14 protein-coding genes, 2 tRNA genes and 2 rRNA genes are annotated in these 16,653 nt (G+C 46.7%); 5 read left to right on the top strand and 13 right to left on the bottom strand.

Annotated elements, in window-relative coordinates:
• Positions 1-5 precede the first annotated feature (5 nt).
• The 3 genes from L4D12_RS21635 to dauA form a co-directional block, all read right to left on the bottom strand.
• Entirely contained in the window at positions 6-791 is a 786-nt protein-coding gene (locus tag L4D12_RS21635) for a class II glutamine amidotransferase (RefSeq protein ID WP_428449908.1), read from the bottom strand.
• Positions 792-839: 48 nt separating this feature from the next.
• Positions 840-1,418, bottom strand: coding sequence for a D-sedoheptulose 7-phosphate isomerase (gene lpcA, locus L4D12_RS21640; RefSeq protein WP_428449909.1), 579 nt, complete (start codon positions 1,416-1,418; stop codon positions 840-842).
• A gap of 101 nt (positions 1,419-1,519) precedes the next feature.
• Complete coding sequence (gene dauA, locus L4D12_RS21645) at positions 1,520-3,196, bottom strand: C4-dicarboxylic acid transporter DauA (protein ID WP_428449910.1); 1,677 nt, start codon at positions 3,194-3,196, stop codon at positions 1,520-1,522.
• A gap of 488 nt (positions 3,197-3,684) precedes the next feature.
• Here dauA and fadE point away from each other — a divergent pair, with 488 nt between their 5' ends.
• The gene (gene fadE, locus L4D12_RS21650; protein ID WP_428449911.1) at positions 3,685-6,135 is read left to right on the top strand and encodes an acyl-CoA dehydrogenase FadE; all 2,451 of its coding nucleotides are present in this window, start codon (positions 3,685-3,687) and stop codon (positions 6,133-6,135) included.
• A 104-nt stretch (positions 6,136-6,239) separates the two neighbouring features.
• On the opposite strand, the gene L4D12_RS21655 is transcribed toward fadE, so the two are convergent.
• Both L4D12_RS21655 and dnaQ read right to left on the bottom strand, forming a co-directional pair.
• Positions 6,240-7,478 (bottom strand): TIGR03503 family protein, encoded by a 1,239-nt coding sequence (locus tag L4D12_RS21655; protein ID WP_428449912.1) that lies wholly within the window; start codon positions 7,476-7,478, stop codon positions 6,240-6,242.
• 7 nt (positions 7,479-7,485) lie between these two features.
• A complete protein-coding gene (dnaQ, locus tag L4D12_RS21660) occupies positions 7,486-8,214 on the bottom strand; it encodes a DNA polymerase III subunit epsilon (RefSeq protein WP_428449913.1) in 729 nt (242 codons plus the stop codon).
• 52 nt (positions 8,215-8,266) lie between these two features.
• Here dnaQ and rnhA point away from each other — a divergent pair, with 52 nt between their 5' ends.
• The gene (gene rnhA / locus L4D12_RS21665; protein WP_428449914.1) at positions 8,267-8,731 is read left to right on the top strand and encodes a ribonuclease HI; all 465 of its coding nucleotides are present in this window, start codon (positions 8,267-8,269) and stop codon (positions 8,729-8,731) included.
• A 24-nt stretch (positions 8,732-8,755) separates the two neighbouring features.
• On the opposite strand, the gene L4D12_RS21670 is transcribed toward rnhA, so the two are convergent.
• Positions 8,756-9,493: a methyltransferase domain-containing protein gene (locus L4D12_RS21670; protein ID WP_428449915.1), complete on the bottom strand. Its 738-nt coding sequence runs from the start codon at positions 9,491-9,493 to the stop codon at positions 8,756-8,758.
• 51 nt (positions 9,494-9,544) lie between these two features.
• On the opposite strand from L4D12_RS21670, the gene gloB reads away from it, so the two are divergent.
• From gloB to L4D12_RS21685, 3 genes are all read left to right on the top strand, one after another.
• Positions 9,545-10,303, top strand: coding sequence for a hydroxyacylglutathione hydrolase (gene gloB, locus L4D12_RS21675; RefSeq protein WP_428449916.1), 759 nt, complete (start codon positions 9,545-9,547; stop codon positions 10,301-10,303).
• Between the two features lie 70 nt (positions 10,304-10,373).
• A complete protein-coding gene (locus tag L4D12_RS21680) occupies positions 10,374-11,921 on the top strand; it encodes a lytic transglycosylase (RefSeq protein ID WP_428449917.1) in 1,548 nt (515 codons plus the stop codon).
• On the top strand, positions 11,918-12,607 hold the full coding sequence (locus tag L4D12_RS21685) for a YIP1 family protein (protein ID WP_428449918.1): 690 nt from the start codon (positions 11,918-11,920) through the stop codon (positions 12,605-12,607). The genes L4D12_RS21680 and L4D12_RS21685 overlap by 4 nt, the downstream gene beginning before the upstream one ends.
• On the opposite strand, the gene L4D12_RS21690 is transcribed toward L4D12_RS21685, so the two are convergent.
• From L4D12_RS21690 to L4D12_RS21720, 7 genes are all read right to left on the bottom strand, one after another.
• Positions 12,594-13,439 carry an endonuclease/exonuclease/phosphatase family protein gene (locus L4D12_RS21690; protein WP_428449919.1) on the bottom strand — a complete coding sequence of 282 codons (846 nt, stop codon included), beginning with the start codon at positions 13,437-13,439 and terminating at the stop codon, positions 12,594-12,596. The two genes, L4D12_RS21685 and L4D12_RS21690, sit on opposite strands and share 14 nt — an antisense overlap.
• Positions 13,440-13,475: 36 nt before the next feature.
• Complete coding sequence (locus tag L4D12_RS21695) at positions 13,476-13,811, bottom strand: DUF1904 domain-containing protein (RefSeq protein WP_428449920.1); 336 nt, start codon at positions 13,809-13,811, stop codon at positions 13,476-13,478.
• Positions 13,812-14,048: 237 nt separating this feature from the next.
• On the bottom strand, positions 14,049-15,026 hold the full coding sequence (locus L4D12_RS21700) for a zinc transporter ZntB (RefSeq protein WP_428449921.1): 978 nt from the start codon (positions 15,024-15,026) through the stop codon (positions 14,049-14,051).
• 813 nt (positions 15,027-15,839) lie between these two features.
• Positions 15,840-15,916 (bottom strand) — tRNA-Trp (locus L4D12_RS21705).
• Positions 15,917-15,952: 36 nt separating this feature from the next.
• Positions 15,953-16,029 (bottom strand) — tRNA-Asp (locus L4D12_RS21710).
• 34 nt (positions 16,030-16,063) lie between these two features.
• A 5S ribosomal RNA gene (gene rrf, locus L4D12_RS21715) occupies positions 16,064-16,179 on the bottom strand.
• A gap of 257 nt (positions 16,180-16,436) precedes the next feature.
• Positions 16,437-16,653 (bottom strand): 23S ribosomal RNA (locus tag L4D12_RS21720); the annotation flags it as partial.

Genomic DNA, 16,653 nt, shown 5'->3' on the forward strand with positions numbered 1-16,653 from the left:
CACTATCACTTTGCTGGCATTCGGTTAAACACCAGTTCACCAAAATGAAAGACCCCAAATTCACCCGGCTGCATTTTATGCCAACGTTCATCATTAGTCAGGGGCTGGGTCGCCATCACTGTCACCACATCTTTGGGTGTCGTTTCTTGCTGAAAATCAATCGTAACATCTTCATCAATTAACGATGCCTTACCAAAAGGGGCTCGACGAGTGATCCAATGCAAATTGTTTGTGCAGTAAGTAAATACATACTCACCATCACTCAATAGCATGTTATATACCCCTAACTGACGTAGTGTGTCACAACAGTCAGCCATCAACTTGAACACCGCAGACCACTCTTGGGGTGGCTGAGGGAATGCTAACGATAACTGGTTCAGCAACCAACAACAGGCGACTTCGCTATCTGTACTGCCGACAGGGGTAAAATGGCCCGTATCTAAAGCGTCATAGTCTGTTAGCTGGCCATTGTGGGCAAAGGTCCAATACCGCCCCCATAATTCACGGGTAAACGGATGGGTATTTTCTAGGCTCACTCCACCACGGTTAGCTTGTCGGATATGACTGATCACAGCACAACTTTTGATCGGGTACTCCTGCACCAGCTCAGCAATTCGCGACTGACAGCTCGGGTTGGGATCCTTAAAGGTACGGCATCCCTTACCTTCATAAAATGTGATCCCCCAACCATCACGGTGCGGACCAGTATTGCCACCCCGCTGCATCAGGCCGGTAAAACTGAAACAGATATCTGTCGGCACATTGGCACTCATACCCAGTAGTTCACACATAGTCCTTTATGCCTCCTTGCCTTATTATCTGATTCATAATAGCCGCAACTATGCAGCCATTTCTTTTTCTACCAACATGATCAAGATATGAATAATCTTGATATGTACTTCCTGAATGCGATCAGCATAACCAAAATGCGGGACACGGATTTCGACATCCGCCAGACCTGCCATCTTGCCGCCATCTTTTCCCGTCAGTGCAATCACTTTCATTCCTTTGGCATGAGCTGCGTCAATCGCCTTCAGAATGTTGCCGGAGTTGCCAGACGTCGATAACCCAAACAACACATCGCCTTTTGACCCAACCGCTTCCAGATAACGTGAAAATACTGACTCATAACCAAAGTCATTACTTACACAGGAAAGGTGGCTAGGATCTGAAATAGCAATACCCGGATAGCCCGGACGGTCTTCACGATATCGCCCGGTCAGCTCTTCGGCAAAATGCATGGCATCACAATGTGATCCCCCATTCCCACAAGACAGCACCTTGCCACCTTGCTTAAATACATCAGCCAGCAGCTTGGCTGCGGCCTCGATATCAGCAATATTCTTCTCATCGCTTAAAAAACGGTTTAGTACTTCAGCCGCTTCGTTCAACTCTGCGCGGATCATATCTTGGTACATAGGCTCTGCTCTGGTTACTCAATATATTATGCGGGAGCAAGCTCCCGCAGATTTGTGCCTTAACAGGCAGTGTACAAAGAAATGCTCAGCAGTGTCGACTCTTAAGGTTGAACATTGTGAGCCTTTGAGCTCAAGTGTGCGCGTAATGCCTCTGCTGAATCAAACAGAGCAATATTCTCAAGCGCCAGCACACCCGCAGTATTCAGCTTATCAACAATATGCGGCGCAACCCCAACTAAATACACCGGATAATCACGTACACGATCCAACGCATTTTCAAATGCATGAATAGCCGTAATATCGATGGTTGTCACATCAGTGAAATCCATCACTACCGCACGAGCATCAAGGTTAATCCGATCAATAACCGACAAGGCTTTTTCACTCGCGGCAAAGAATAAAGGACCATTAATATCGTAAACAATAACATCATCACCAAAGTTCTGATGCGGATGGTTACCCGCCACTACATTTACCGTGGTCAGCGTGGCAATACGCTGGATAAACAATAAGCCGGCCAACAATAAGCCCACAACGACGGCAACAACCATATCGAACACGACAGTCAGAATGAAACAAGTGAGTAGTACAGCAACATCACGACGAGGTGCCACTTTCACGGTATGCACAAAGTGTGGTGCTTCTGACATGTTCCAGGCTACCATGATCAATAAGCCAGCGAGTGCACTCATCGGTACATAAGACAGCATTGGTGCAAGCGCAATCATTGCGGCCAATACAAACAGGGCATGTACCATCGCAGAAATTGGTGAAAAACCACCAGCACGAATATTGGTTGCAGTACGTGCAATTGCAGCGGTTGCAGGTATACCGCCAAAAAATGGTACAACCATATTCGCTATACCTTGCCCAACTAATTCGGCATTCGGGTTATGTTTCGTACTTGTCATACCATCAGCAACCACGGCACATAGTAGTGACTCAATACAGCCCAGCATCGCAATGGTAAATGCAGCAGGTAGCAATTCAATCACCAACGACCATGAAAATGCATCATCTTGCCATGGCAGGATAAACTGAGGCAGCACTTGTGGGATCCCCTGCCCCACAATATCGCCAATTTGGTAATGGAATTTTTCGCCCAATAAAGCAACGTGTGCGCCATCCATTTGGTTGATAACCAACGCAACTAAAGTACCACTAACTAAAGCAACCACATGTGCTGGCACTTTGGTTTTTAACTTAGCCCATAGAATAAACACGGCAATCGTGATCACCCCAACCAAGGTGTCAGACAAATTAATGGTTGGCATCGCGGTAGCATAAGCCATGACTTTTTCTGGAAAGTGGATTGGGTTTGTCGCAACGCTCAAACCCAGCAAATCTTTTAGCTGCAGAAAAGCAATGGTCAGGCCAATACCCGCGGTAAAACCTGTTGTGACAGGATAAGGGACGTACGCCACCAACTGGCCTAGGCGCAATACCCCCATCAGAAGTAGAATTGCCCCAGACATCATGGTGGCCAGCATCAGCCCAGTTAAGCCATATTGCTGAGTAATAGGCAATAGGATAACGACAAATGCAGCTGTCGGGCCGGTAATATTAAAACGAGAACCGCCAAGCAATGCAGCCAGAAAACCAGCCACAATAACCGTATACAAACCATGTTGCGGAGGCACGCCAACCGCAATTGCCAATGCCATACCCAGAGGGATAGCAACCACACCCACTGTAATACCAGCAACCACATCAGCACGTAGTGTCGAGAGCGTAAAGCCTTCCCGCCACGCTTGTCTCAATGCATTAAATAACAACACGCTAAACCCCTTGCTGACCCCAACGGAAATGCAAAAATTCCAAACATGGATCCCGTTCGGGTATAAAATTCAAAGAAATTAAATAGCTGTCATCCCGATATAGGGATCCGGCGGGCAGATGTCAGTCGGAGTTCGGGAAAGGCAACATCAATACAGATAGCCTTGCGCTACCTGTTGTACTCCAGAATTCACGCACGCAAAAGGCAGACATCTCAGCCTGCACAACCACAAATACGTGAACAAGATCACATGTTAATTGTATGAGTTTTTTTAGCAAGTTGTTTTTATTCTCTCGCTGATCTCGATCAATCCCTTTCGGTACATAGCCTGACACGCCATCTTTACGTAACTGCGTCCTTTCAGAATGGAAATTAATTTCACATTTAATTAAAAAATCACTTACAATTATCACAAGTGGTTAGACCTCTTACCAAGCATAAAATGTACCTAAATAATAAAAATATCGCGTCTGAATAAGGAGATTGAACATGGTTACACTTGTGTATCTACTCGGACTGGTTGGTATAACCGGGGCGCTCGCCTATCACCGTGCCAACTTACGCACTTTTACTATTACCCTTGTGGTTACATTAACCCTTGGCTCCCTGCTTAATATTACTGGTCAATACAGTTGGCTAGCTTTCTTACTGATAGCTATTCCACTTAACCTCACATCCTTGCGTCGAAAATTACTCAGTAAACCAGCTCTTAGTGCTTTTAAACGTGTGATGCCTGAAATGTCTCGCACCGAAAAAGAAGCCATTGATGCAGGCACCGTGTGGTGGGAAGCTGACCTTTTTCGTGGTGCACCTGACTGGAATAAACTGCATGATATTCCCACACCACGCCTGAGCGCTGAAGAAAAGGCATTTCTGGATGGCCCAGTTAATGAAGTATGCAAGATGACCAATGATTTCCAGGTCACCCACGAGCTGGCTGATCTCCCGCCTGAAATTTGGCAGTACTTAAAAGATCACAAGTTCTTTGCCATGATCATTAAAAAAGAATATGGCGGGCTTGAGTTTTCTGCCTATGCCCAATCACTGGTATTACAGAAACTCACTGGCGTATCTGGAGTATTGTCATCAACGGTTGGCGTACCTAACTCACTCGGCCCGGGTGAACTGTTACAGCACTACGGCACAACCGATCAAAAAGAACACTACCTGCCGCGTCTAGCCGAAGGGAAAGAGATACCCTGTTTTGCCCTTACCAGCCCAGAAGCCGGCTCTGATGCGGGCTCCATCCCTGATTTCGGCATCGTGAAAAAAGGCATGTGGCAAAATGAAGAAGTACTCGGCATGGAGCTGACATGGAATAAGCGTTACATCACCCTCGCACCGGTGGCAACCGTGCTTGGGCTAGCTTTCAAACTCTATGATCCGGATCACCTACTTGGAAATAATGAAGATCTGGGCATCACCTGTGCCCTGATCCCAACCGATCTTGACGGGGTTGACATTGGTCGTCGTCACTTCCCGCTAAACCTACCATTTCAGAATGGCCCAACCCAAGGTGATAAGGTCTTTGTTCCTATCGACTTCATTATTGGTGGCCAAGAAATGGCAGGGCAAGGCTGGCGTATGTTGGTAGAGTGCCTGTCTGTGGGTCGAGGGATCACGCTCCCGTCTAACTCAACAGGAGGCTTAAAAACTGTCGCCATGGCGACTGGTGCTTATGCCCGTATCCGCCGTCAGTTCAAACTCCCCATCGGTAAAATGGAAGGGATTGAAGAGCCACTGGCACGTATCACAGGTAATGCTTACGTATTGGATGCGGCCAGTACCTTAACGGTTGCCGGTATTGATCTGGGTGAAAAACCCTCGGTGATATCTGCTATTGTCAAATATCACTGCACCCACAGAGGACAACGCGGTGTGATTGATGCGATGGATGTAGCCGGAGGAAAGGCGATCTGCATGGGGCCGAGTAACTTTCTTGCCCGCAGCTACCAAGGCGCGCCAATTGCCATCACGGTTGAAGGCGCGAATATCCTCACTCGTTCAATGATCATCTTCGGTCAAGGGGCCATTCGTTGTCACCCCTACGTACTTGATGAGATGAATGCCGCCTATAACGACGATGCAGAGCAAGCGCTAACCACCTTCGACCAAGCCCTATTTGGCCATGTCGGCTTTGTGATCAGTAATATGGTCCGTGCTTTCTGGCTCGGCCTTATCGACGGACGAGGTTCATCAGCCCCACGCAAAGACGCGACCACTCGCTACTATCAACAACTCAACCGCTACAGTGCCAATCTTGCCCTACTGGCCGATATTTCAATGGCCGTCTTGGGGGGATCACTAAAACGCAAAGAGCGACTTTCAGCCAGACTGGGTGACGTGCTAAGTCAGCTGTATCTTGCCTCTGCGACACTAAAACGTTTTAATGATGAAGGGAGTAAAAAAGAAGATCTACCGCTCGTACACTGGGGCCTACAGGATGCACTGTACCAAACACAAGAAGCGCTGGATGAGTTCCTGCGTAACTTCCCGAATCGCCCCGTTGCAGCAGTACTGCGGGCCCTGATCTTCCCTCTGGGTCTCGGTCGGGTTCGTCCATCCGATAAACTGGATCACAAACTCGCTCGTATCATCCAGACGCCGAGTGATACCCGTAACCGGATTGGCCGTTATCAGTTCCTAGAAGCATGCGAAAATAATGCGGTTGGTATGATTGAAGAGGCTCTGAAAGATATTCTGGCCGCCGAGCCGATTTATGATCGTGTCTGTCAGGCGGCAGGTAAGAAGATACCCTTTATGCAACTTGATAAGGTGGCTGAAACAGGGCTTGCTCTCAACGTCATCAATACCGATGAAGCCGACTTATTACGCCGAGCAGAAGAGGGACGACTACGTACTATCAATGTCGATGACTTTGATCCACAAGATCTAGCGGCAAAACCTTACCAGGCAACACCAAAAGAAATTGCAGCCTGATTACCAGCCAGCAGATAAATGGCAATCATAAAACAGTAAAGGGAAGCGAATGCTTCCCTTTTTACTTCATCATATCGTTTATACTGAACCGAAACCGCCCTCTCTTAACCGGGTATATCGAGTTTTATCTCCGTCACTATTTTCTTCACTCGACGTTTACGCCACAGCACGACCAGAAGAACCACCAGCACAACCACAATCAGATTCACCGCAGCAATAATTTTCACCGCCGTTGATCTTGCCGCTTGACGATCGGCTTCCACCTGCGCGATCTCAGCAAGCCGAGCTTTCGCCTCTTGTTGTTCACGATAAATTTCTAAATTGCGATCCAGCTGTAACTCAGCCGCCACAGCAAAATGACTTTTCGGTAATTGGAAAATAAGTTCACGATTACTAAAATTATCAGTCGCATACAACCAACCCGACCACGTATAACGCCCAGGCTTTTGTCCATTAGGTAGCCAGACATCTAAGCTATCCTCATCACTTAAAGCCGCTTGCTCACTTATCGTTCGGGTTCCATCAAAGCTGTCCTGCTCGATATGCGCCGCGAGTGAACCTAACTTAATCGCGCCATCCTCGGCACTAACGACAACTTGATGGTATTCCTTAGTGCCTCGTCCCTGAATAAAGCTGGCGGTTAACGGTGGTGGATAGACTAAAACCTCCTGCTCAACCGTTCTCAGAAAGATACCATTTTCGGAGCTAACCCTTACCCGATACTTTCCAGGTAATAAATTAACCTGCATCGCAACGGTAAACGTGCCATCCCCTGCAACTTCATCGTAACCCGTACCGTCATCCGCAAATTCCCCTTGTGGAATAGGCGTCGGTAAGGTCTTTTCCGGCTGATCATCAGGATTCTCTATATATTCATAAAACATTACCGACAATTTTACCCGGTCGAGAAAATCGCGCAGGGTAAGCGGCTTCCCTGCTTGAGTTAGTTTGGCGGTAAACTTAAGAGTTTCAGACTGATAGAGCCGGGCAGGAAGATGATCAATAGCCAATTTCAAATCAGACAATACTATGACCTGATTCTTTGGTGTAACTTGACCCACCGCCTGCCAAGGACCAGGCATCGGATTTTCAACCGAAATGATGTCCATTCCGGAATCATCATACCAAGCAACATTGTCAGGATGTCGCCAGGAATAGTATTTATGACCATCCGGGCGAACCAGTACCACTGAATTACTGTTACTGTCACGTTTAACAACAAACGAAACCTGCGTTATCGTTGGATCAACTCGGAAACGATTATCTAACCACGACATTGCAGTACTGTCGTTAGCCCACGAAAACATCGGCAGTAACATTACCAGCAGGCATAATCGTTTCATCGTACTCCTACAGACGCCACATGACGTCACCCTTCTTTGCGATAATATCTAAACGCGCCTCATGCGCTTGTATTTCATCGGCAGAAGCACGAATGATCTTTAGCGATTTTCTCCCTGTCGCTAATCGTCGGATCGCATTTTCGGTACCAGTATCACTTTCCTCGCTTCCTGCGCTCAACGCCAGTGACGTCTGGCCGCCAGTCATCATCAGATAAACATCGGCGAGAATTTCGGCATCGAGCAAAGCGCCGTGCAAGGTACGGTGCGAGTTATCTATACCATAACGGGAACAAAGCACATCAAGGTTATTTCGCTTACCCGGAAATAGGCGCTTGGCCATTGCCAGGGTATCGGTAACCTTGCAGATATCCTCTGTTTTACTGATCGAGGCATTTATTTTGCTAAATTCATAGTCCATAAAGCCGATATCGAAGGGCGCGTTATGTGCGACCAACTCGGCTCCGTGGATAAATGCCATAAATTCGTCATGAATCTCACGATAAGTCGGTTTATCGCGTAAAAATTCATCGGTAATACCATGTACATCAATCGCTTCAGGATCAATCTCACGATCTGGCCTGATATAGACGTGGAAGCTATTACCCGTCAGCTTGCGGTTGATGATTTCCACCGCACCGATTTCAACGATGCGGTGCCCCTCATAGTGAGGACCGGTCATATTCATACCAGTTGTTTCAGTATCAAATACGATTATGCGTTCATTAGTGGCTTTCATAGTTACGCTTGTGTCAGACTAAAGGTTTCAACTAAGGCGAATACTACCAAATATGAGTAAGCAGGTAGAAATTTTCACAGACGGATCATGCCTAGGTAATCCAGGCCCCGGTGGCTATGGTACCGTTTTACGTTACAAACAGCATGAAAAAGAGTTAAGCGGCGGATTTTTCATGACCACCAACAATCGAATGGAGCTACTGGCTGCAATTGTCGGTCTGGCCAGTCTTAAAGAATCCTGTCAGGTCGATCTCACCACTGACAGTCAATATGTCCGTCAGGGGATCACCCAGTGGATCCATAACTGGAAAAAACGAGGCTGGAAAACAGCTGATAAAAAACCGGTAAAAAATGCCGATCTCTGGCAACGCCTTGATACCGAGACCCAACGCCATCAAGTCTCCTGGCATTGGGTAAAAGGGCATGCAGGTCACCCTGAAAATGAACGCTGTGACGAACTGGCGAGAAGCGCTGCAGAATCACCGACTGAAGACGATATCGGTTACCAAGCAAGCTAAGGCTAGTCACTGAGCATTCCGCCACTATTGCTCGTCATTCACCTTAGTCCGGTAATTCATCCCCAGCGGTGTCAATTGGCGCCGCAGTTTCCAGGTTGGTTTAACCAGCTTTAGAGGAACCGTTCGTTTACGAGCAACAATAAGATACATGCTGCCAACGGGTGAACAACTATCCGAGAGCATCCCCTCAACCCAGGTAGAGCAAGCTTGGTGACGAGTGGCGGGGAGAATGGCAAAATTTTCATGAAATACCACCTCATAATTGAGCACCCCCAACCAGTCTTTTACCCGCATTGGCAAAAACATCCGCCCCTTCCAAGGATAACGTTTACGATTCCAAGGTAATACCCCTCGAAGTCCAAGCAGACTGATAGGGTTATATCCACTGATCAACATGTAACCATCATCAACGGTCACCCGATCGATTTCTCGCAATAACCGATGAGGATCGGAGCAATAATCAAGCTGATGGGCAATAACACAGGCATCAAACGACTTTTCTACAAACGGCAACGCAAAAGGGTCGGCCACGACATTATGCAGTGGATTGAACTTATCAATGCAAATTTGGTGCTGGATGTTACAATGGCCGCTGACTAACTCACAACTTAATCCACCCAGCTTTAACATGTGGTAGCCAAATAATTTGGGCCACCACTCATCAAGCTGAGCCTGCAGTAGCTCTGCTGACCATTCACCATTGGCCACTTGGGACCAAGTATAGGGTGGATCAATATGTTTTAATATGCGGGCTGGCTTCATAGTAATTCCAAACTCAATACGTGCTCACACAAAAAAGCCGGAGAACAATTTATGCTGACCATTAAAAGCATACCTGCATTCAACGATAATTACATCTGGCTGATTCACAGTCCAGATAACCACTGCGTGGTTGTCGATCCCGGTGATGCGACAGCTGTAATCAACGTATTAGAACAAGAACACCTTCAGCTTGATGCCATTCTGATCACCCACCACCACCATGACCACATCGGTGGGATCAGCGAACTAAAGCGACGCTACCCAACGATCAATATTGTCGCGCCTGTCGCAGAACCTATACCTGGCGTATCGCAATCGGTTGAAGATGGTGATCAAGTTGAAATTTTTGGTGAACGTTTCATGGTGATCAGTGTTCCTGGCCACACTGCAGGCCATGTAGCCTATGTCGGGGACGAAAAACTCTTCTGTGGTGACACCCTATTTTCAGCAGGTTGCGGCCGCCTATTTGAAGGAACCGCTGCTCAGATGTTTCATTCACTACAAAAATTAGCCGCCTTGCCAGATGAAACTCTCGTCTACTGTGCCCACGAGTATACCAGTAGCAACTTGGCTTTTGCGCTTGTCGCTGAACAAGATAATCCGCACCTGCAACGCTATCGAGAAGACGTCAGTCGTCTACGGGCACAAGGAATCAGCACCATCCCCAGCACCTTAAAACAAGAAAAGTTAATCAATCCATTTCTTCGTTGCGATCAGCCCAGTATAAAGAAATCTGTTGCAAATAAAGCTGTTAATGACAGTGATGTCGAGACCTTCGCCGCTCTTCGCCGTTGGAAAGACGAATTTTGAACTACATCACTTGTAACTAAGGTAGTTGGACAAGTATTATCTCCAACTATTTTGGCTACAGGCTGGACACATGAAATCCCGATTTTTTTTAGCGAGTGCGCTATTACTGGCTGGTTGCCAAATTACAAATACAACAAAAACAGTTGAAGAGCAGACAAATACCCCTCCAACGAATGAACTTGCGGTGCAAGTTGCGACTCCAGCACCGCAGGTTGTTGCCCCAGTCAAAGTCCCGACACCACAAGAACAAAAGAACACTTGGTCACGCATTAGCATGCAAATGCACGCTAATATTCCTAATAATAAAGAAGTGAGCTATTACCGAAACTGGTATCTACGCCATCCTAGCCACCTAAAAACCGTGTCCCAGCGTGCTGAACCATTCTTGTACCTGATCACAACCGAAGTTGAAAAGCGCAATATGCCACTCGAACTAGCCCTGCTACCTATTGTAGAGAGCTCTTTCGACCAATTTGCTTATTCTCAGGGTAGTGCTGCGGGTTTATGGCAAATCACGCCACCAACAGGACGTAGTTTTGGTCTAAAGCAAAACTGGTGGTATGACGGTCGTCGTGATGTGGTTGAATCAACCCGTGCTGCACTGGATTTATTAGAGTACCTTAACCGTAAATTTGACGGTAACTGGCTGCATGCTCTTGCCGCCTACAACACAGGTGAAGGCCGTGTTTTCCGAGCTATTCGTAAAAACAAAGCGGCAGGGAAACCGACCGATTTCTGGTCTTTAGATCTGCCTAAAGAAACCAGTGGCTATGTACCCAAACTACTTGCTGTTGCCGACGTCATCAAAAACCAAAAAAAATACGGTATCGAAATCCCAAGCATTGCCAACAAACCCGCCGTAAAGTTAGTCAAACCGAAAACCCAGATGGATCTGGCTATGGCGGCTAAATTTGCCGGGATCTCTCTGGATAAAATGCAGAGCCTCAATCCGGGTTATAACCATTGGGCCACTGCGCCAGATGGTCCAAGCCACCTATTACTACCAATCAACCGTATTGATAATTTCAATACTGCCTTTGCTAAAAATGACCACCGCGGGATGAAAGTGATCCGCTATAAAGTCCAATCTGGTGATACCCTCAGTGTCCTTGCGCATAAATATCAGACAACGACCAAGCAGATCCAGCGCTCAAATAACATGACAGGCGCTAATATTCGGGTTGGTCGACACATTCTGATCCCAGTCGCGATGAAAGATAGCGATACGATCGCAACCCGCTTAGCCAGCAAGACGCAGCATAGTCATGGTAACGGCTACCGCACCAACTACACCGTAAAATCTGGCGATAGCTTATGGACCATTGCCCGCAACCAAAAAATATCGGTCAATGAACTCACCAAGTGGAATGGCATCAGCAAAAATACGCCACTTCGCATTGGTCAAAAGCTAACACTATGGACAGAAAGTGCTAGCGGCGGGGTAATCCGTACGGTTTATTATCAAGTGCGTTCAGGGGATAACCTCAGCACTATCGCTCAACGTTACAAGGTAAAAGTATCAGATGTGGTCAAGTGGAACCAAATCAGCGGTAATAAATACCTAAAACCTGGGCAAAAACTCAAACTCTACGTTGATGTAACTAAGGTAAGTGTATGACGCCTTCTAAAAATCCATTTGTTGCGGTCCTCGATACATTCCGCTCACCAATTGACTGTTTTGCCGCTATCCATGAACGCCCTAAATGGGCGTTTCTCCCTTACCTAATGATCATCATTGGGCCATTCTTTTTCTGGGGAAGTTATTTCAACCATGTTGATATGGAATGGTTACAGCAAGCCCTAATGGCTCAACTGCCAGCTGTTGGCCAGCAAGTACAAGAAGTCTGGCTAACAAAAGAAGTATTACTCGCTGGTGAGGTATTCAGTGATGTTACAGGCAGGACGGCTTGCATCTTTATCCTTGCACTCTGGCTGCACTTATCGACCAAAAGTAACAGCTATCAACATAGCTACGCTAAATGGCTCGCCGCATCATGCTTTATCATGCTGCCTGCGATTATCGGGGACGCAGCCAGCTACTTGAATGTGATATTTAACACCAATAATTTTCTGCCTAACGCCGCTGATTTAAACAGCGTTAATGGCCTACTGAAGCTACCGATCAACAATCCATGGTCAGCATTTGCGACAACCATTCCATTGCTGGCACCTTGGTATATTTCACTGAGCTATGCCGCTGTCGGCGCCTGGACAGACTATGATCGTGCAAAATGCATCATTGTTGCAGGCCTTCCTTGGGTCATGACGCTCATTGTCTGGCCAATTCTGATTATTGCAGCTTAAAACGTGCAATGATCGGATTATGATCAGAGGCATCGGTTTGCGGTGCCTCTGCCATAACCAATTTCAGATCTCGGTAGTACAGGTGATCGAGAGGCTTACCGAATACTTTAATCCGCTTATCATTCCCCATCTTCACATCAACCAACCCCAGACTTTTAGCAAACTGATCGACCACATCTAACCTCGCCTGCCGCCAAGTATTAAAATCGCCCGCCAAAATAATCGGCCCGATATGCTGCTCCAATACAGCCTTGAGCATATTTAACTGCTCTTTATAGTCCTCCAACCCCATCGCAAAATTTACCCCATGCAAATTCACCACGGCCAATGTTTGGCCATTGGACAGAGCAAATTCAGAGAGTAATGCGGACTTAGGTAAGCGTAACCAGGGCTCCATCGCCAAATAAGCACAAGTGGTTTTCGCATTCACCGAGGATAGATTCATAACCCCTGCAGGCGTATTAAGAAATTTAAACGCATTTGCCATTCGTACTTTCCACTCAGAATCATCCAGATAATTCTTAAGGTCAGTATTGAGACTCGCTTCTTGTAGCAGAACCAAGTTGTTACTACTCGAAAACTTGTCCAACTCACTACGCCAATTGGCTTTTTGTTGTTTATAAATATTCCAGACTAAGACGGAAATCTCACCATCTTGATCCAGAGGTAAAGCAATATCACTATGAATACAGCTATATGAAAACTGAGGAGCGAGCACATTTGCACTCACTTCAGGTGTTTCTGCCACATCAAATGACCAGTTCAACGCACTGATCCCCAGAGCGCCAGCAACAGCACCTAATCCTGCAATAACTTTGGTATAACGCGCCATCAACCCTACCTACAGCACAACGAAACGGGGGAAATATTAATAATGCTTAGCGTTGTCATAATACGCTGAAGGGGTTAACGGGATAAAAATAACAGCAACGTCCAATTCTGGGTCTTTCAATTGATCGCGTACCGCCACCGTGATCACTTGCGCCACTTGATCCTGAATCTCCTGCTCGCGATCAAACCACAACACCTCAACAAACGGATAAACCTCAGCGACATCACCATCAAAAATGAACGTGGTAGAGAGATGTTCTAAGGTGAAATCCTCCCGCGGACAGAACATTAGTGGCTGTAAATCATCCACTAACTTGCTAGAAAGTGCTTTAACTTGATCAAATTCAACTGCTCGAAATCGAAGGTGTGGCATCTGAAGTCCCCTTTTTCTGAACCGGAAAAGCCCACACGATATCACCTAAGCGATAAGTTTTGCAGCCATTTTTGTTAGTTTATAGCCAGTAAAGCCACACAATCCTCCTATTTATCTGTAAATAAACACCTCTTTCTAAAACACAAAATTCGCCCCAATCAACTAAGATGATCCGAGTTTTCGGTATAGATTTGAGATGTGCTATTTACTTGTCAGGAAACATTATGGTGATGGGTATTAATGCTTAAGCCAGCGAAAACTGTACAGCAGGGCAACCTGTATGACTAATAAGGCCATCAGCCCAAGACAAAACCAAGCAAAAGCCTGAGGATCATGTACACCAGGAATCCCGCCTATATTGACGCCAAGCAAACCAGTTAAAAAACTTAACGGGAAGAAAATACCGGTGATCAGAGATAAAAAATATAAGCGCTTATTTAACTGCTCGGTTAGCTGGTTAGAAAGCTCTTCCTGAGTCACTACCGCCTGATCTCGGATCCCATCCAAATCTTCAATTACTCGAATCAAGGTATTGTAGTTATCTCGCATATTAATTTTATCTTCCTGCGTCAGTAAGCTGGGAGTGTTTATCACTTCGAAAAAAGCTTCTTTTTGAGGAATGAGATAGCGGCGGAGGGTAATAATTTTACGTCTAAGATCGGCTAATTCTGTGCGTATTTCCGCTGAAGACTGCTGCAGCACCTGATCCTCCAAGTCTGCTAACTTATCTTCCAGATTATAGATAAGTGTGACTTTTTTAAGAGTTAACGAGCGACAAAATGCCAAGATAAAACTTCCCGGGCGTGTCGGCCCTCCGCCTTTAAGTAGCTGTTCAGCTAACTCTGCCAGTGATCTCACCTTGCGATCACTGGAAGTAATTATACGACATTCATCTGCATACAAGCGCACAGCAACCATATCTTCAGGATCACTGTCAGGATTAACATTCACTCCTCGAAGTGTCATCAACATCCGTTCTTTTGTCACTAAAACTCGGGGACGGGAATCAGCAGAGAGTAAGGTCTCCGTATCCACTTTTGACACACCAACTCCCATTAAGAGTTGACGGGCATCTGGATTACGGTAGTTCAAATGTAACCATAGAATCCCTTGCGCTGGCTGCCAATTTAAGATTTGCTCCTGAGTCAGCTCTCTCACGTCACCAGACCCAGTCCCAGACGGGAATAATAAACTAATCAAAAAGCTTTTTGACATGTGTTACCAACTATATAACTGACAAGTTTGTATGAAAAATAAAGACAATAAACGTCTCCATAGCAATATTAGCTACTCTTTTCTTTGACTAATACTTATTTACAAGATTAACGCTACGCCTCTTGCTAACTTACAGCAAGTAATTCAGCCATCAACGAAAAAGGCCCCAGCATTTCTACTAGAGCCTTAAATATGGCAGGGGGGGAGAGAGCCGAACTCATAACACGCGCTGATGTTCGGTATGGCGGAATCCGCGGCTCTATCAACAGACACCACAAACGAAAAAGGCTCCAGCATTTCTGCTAGAGCCTTAAATATGGCAGGGGTGGAGAGAGCCCAACTCCCAACATGCGCTGATGTTTGGTATGGCGGAATCCGCGGCTTTGCCAATACACACCACAAACGAAAAAGGCTCCAGCATTTCTGCTAGAGCCTTGAATATGGCAGGGGTGGAGAGAGCCGAACTCCCAACATGCGCTGATGTTCGGTATGGCGGAATCCGCGGCTTTGCCAATACACACCACAAACGAAAAAGGCTCCAGCATTTCTGCTAGAGCCTTAAATATGGCAGGGGTGGAGAGAGCCCAACTCACAACACGCGCTGATGTTCGGTATGGCGGAATCCGCGGCTTTGCCAATACACACCACAAACGAAAAAGGCTCCAGCATTTCTGCTAGAGCCTTAAATATGGCAGGGGTGGAGAGAGCCGAACTCCCAACATGCGCTGATGTTCGGTATGGCGGAATCCGCGGCTTTGCCAATACACACCACAAACGAAAAAGGCTCCAGCATTTCTGCTAGAGCCTTAAATGTGGCAGGGGTGGAGAGATTCGAACTCCCAACACGCGGATTTGGAATCCGCTGCTCTGCCAATTGGAGCTACACCCCTGTAGTTGTTTTAGAGACTTAACTTTGTCTTAAAAAGTGGCGGAGCGGACGGGACTCGAACCCGCGACCCCCGGCGTGACAGGCCGGTATTCTAACCAACTGAACTACCGCTCCGCAGCGTGTCTATTCAGCACTTAAGCAATTGGGAGCCTGGCGATGTCCTACTCTCACATGGGGAGACCCCACACTACCATCGGCGCTATTACGTTTCACTGCTGAGTTCGGCATGGGATCAGGTGGGTCCATAATGCTATGGTCGCCAAGCAAATTCTGTTTGAAAACATTCCGCTGGTTATAAAGCCCGCTAGCTGTGTTTATTTGCTCTCTCGCTCAGTCATTTAGCAGGCTAAACTCCTTCGCTCGACTCACAAATTGCCTTGCTATCGAACTTTATTCCGGCGCTACCTTTTAGTAGGCGGAATATCTTCACAATATGGAAAGTAACTAGTTATTCTCAAACACTKCATTCAAGTGCTTACAGAGTCCGATTCTCTTTCGAGATAAAACCCCTTGGGTGTTGTATGGTTAAGCCTCACGGGCAATTAGTACAGGTTAGCTCAATGCCTCGCAGCACTTACACACCCTGCCTATCAACGTCGTAGTCTTCAACAACCCTTTAGAGACCTTTAAGGTCTAGGGATGACTCATCTTGAGGCTCGCTTCCCGCTTAGATGCTTTCAGCGGTTATCGATCCCGAACTTAGCTACCGGGCAATGCGTCTGGCGACACAACCCGAAC

Source organism: Photobacterium nomapromontoriensis, assembly GCF_050336815.1.
Taxonomy (GTDB): Bacteria; Pseudomonadota; Gammaproteobacteria; order Enterobacterales; family Vibrionaceae; genus Photobacterium; species Photobacterium nomapromontoriensis.

Excerpts from the sequence above, each read along its gene's own strand:
- L4D12_RS21635 (WP_428449908.1), bottom strand. The coding sequence starts at position 791 with ATGTGTGAACTACTGGGTATGAGTGCCAATGTGCCGACAGATATCTGT.
- lpcA (WP_428449909.1), bottom strand. The coding sequence starts at position 1,418 with ATGTACCAAGATATGATCCGCGCAGAGTTGAACGAAGCGGCTGAAGTA.
- fadE (WP_428449911.1), top strand. The coding sequence starts at position 3,685 with ATGGTTACACTTGTGTATCTACTCGGACTGGTTGGTATAACCGGGGCG.
- L4D12_RS21655 (WP_428449912.1), bottom strand. The coding sequence starts at position 7,478 with ATGAAACGATTATGCCTGCTGGTAATGTTACTGCCGATGTTTTCGTGG.
- dnaQ (WP_428449913.1), bottom strand. The coding sequence starts at position 8,214 with ATGAAAGCCACTAATGAACGCATAATCGTATTTGATACTGAAACAACT.
- rnhA (WP_428449914.1), top strand. The coding sequence starts at position 8,267 with ATGAGTAAGCAGGTAGAAATTTTCACAGACGGATCATGCCTAGGTAAT.
- L4D12_RS21670 (WP_428449915.1), bottom strand. The coding sequence starts at position 9,493 with ATGAAGCCAGCCCGCATATTAAAACATATTGATCCACCCTATACTTGG.
- gloB (WP_428449916.1), top strand. The coding sequence starts at position 9,545 with ATGCTGACCATTAAAAGCATACCTGCATTCAACGATAATTACATCTGG.
- L4D12_RS21680 (WP_428449917.1), top strand. The coding sequence starts at position 10,374 with ATGAAATCCCGATTTTTTTTAGCGAGTGCGCTATTACTGGCTGGTTGC.
- L4D12_RS21685 (WP_428449918.1), top strand. The coding sequence starts at position 11,918 with ATGACGCCTTCTAAAAATCCATTTGTTGCGGTCCTCGATACATTCCGC.
- L4D12_RS21690 (WP_428449919.1), bottom strand. The coding sequence starts at position 13,439 with ATGGCGCGTTATACCAAAGTTATTGCAGGATTAGGTGCTGTTGCTGGC.
- L4D12_RS21695 (WP_428449920.1), bottom strand. The coding sequence starts at position 13,811 with ATGCCACACCTTCGATTTCGAGCAGTTGAATTTGATCAAGTTAAAGCA.
- L4D12_RS21700 (WP_428449921.1), bottom strand. The coding sequence starts at position 15,026 with ATGTCAAAAAGCTTTTTGATTAGTTTATTATTCCCGTCTGGGACTGGG.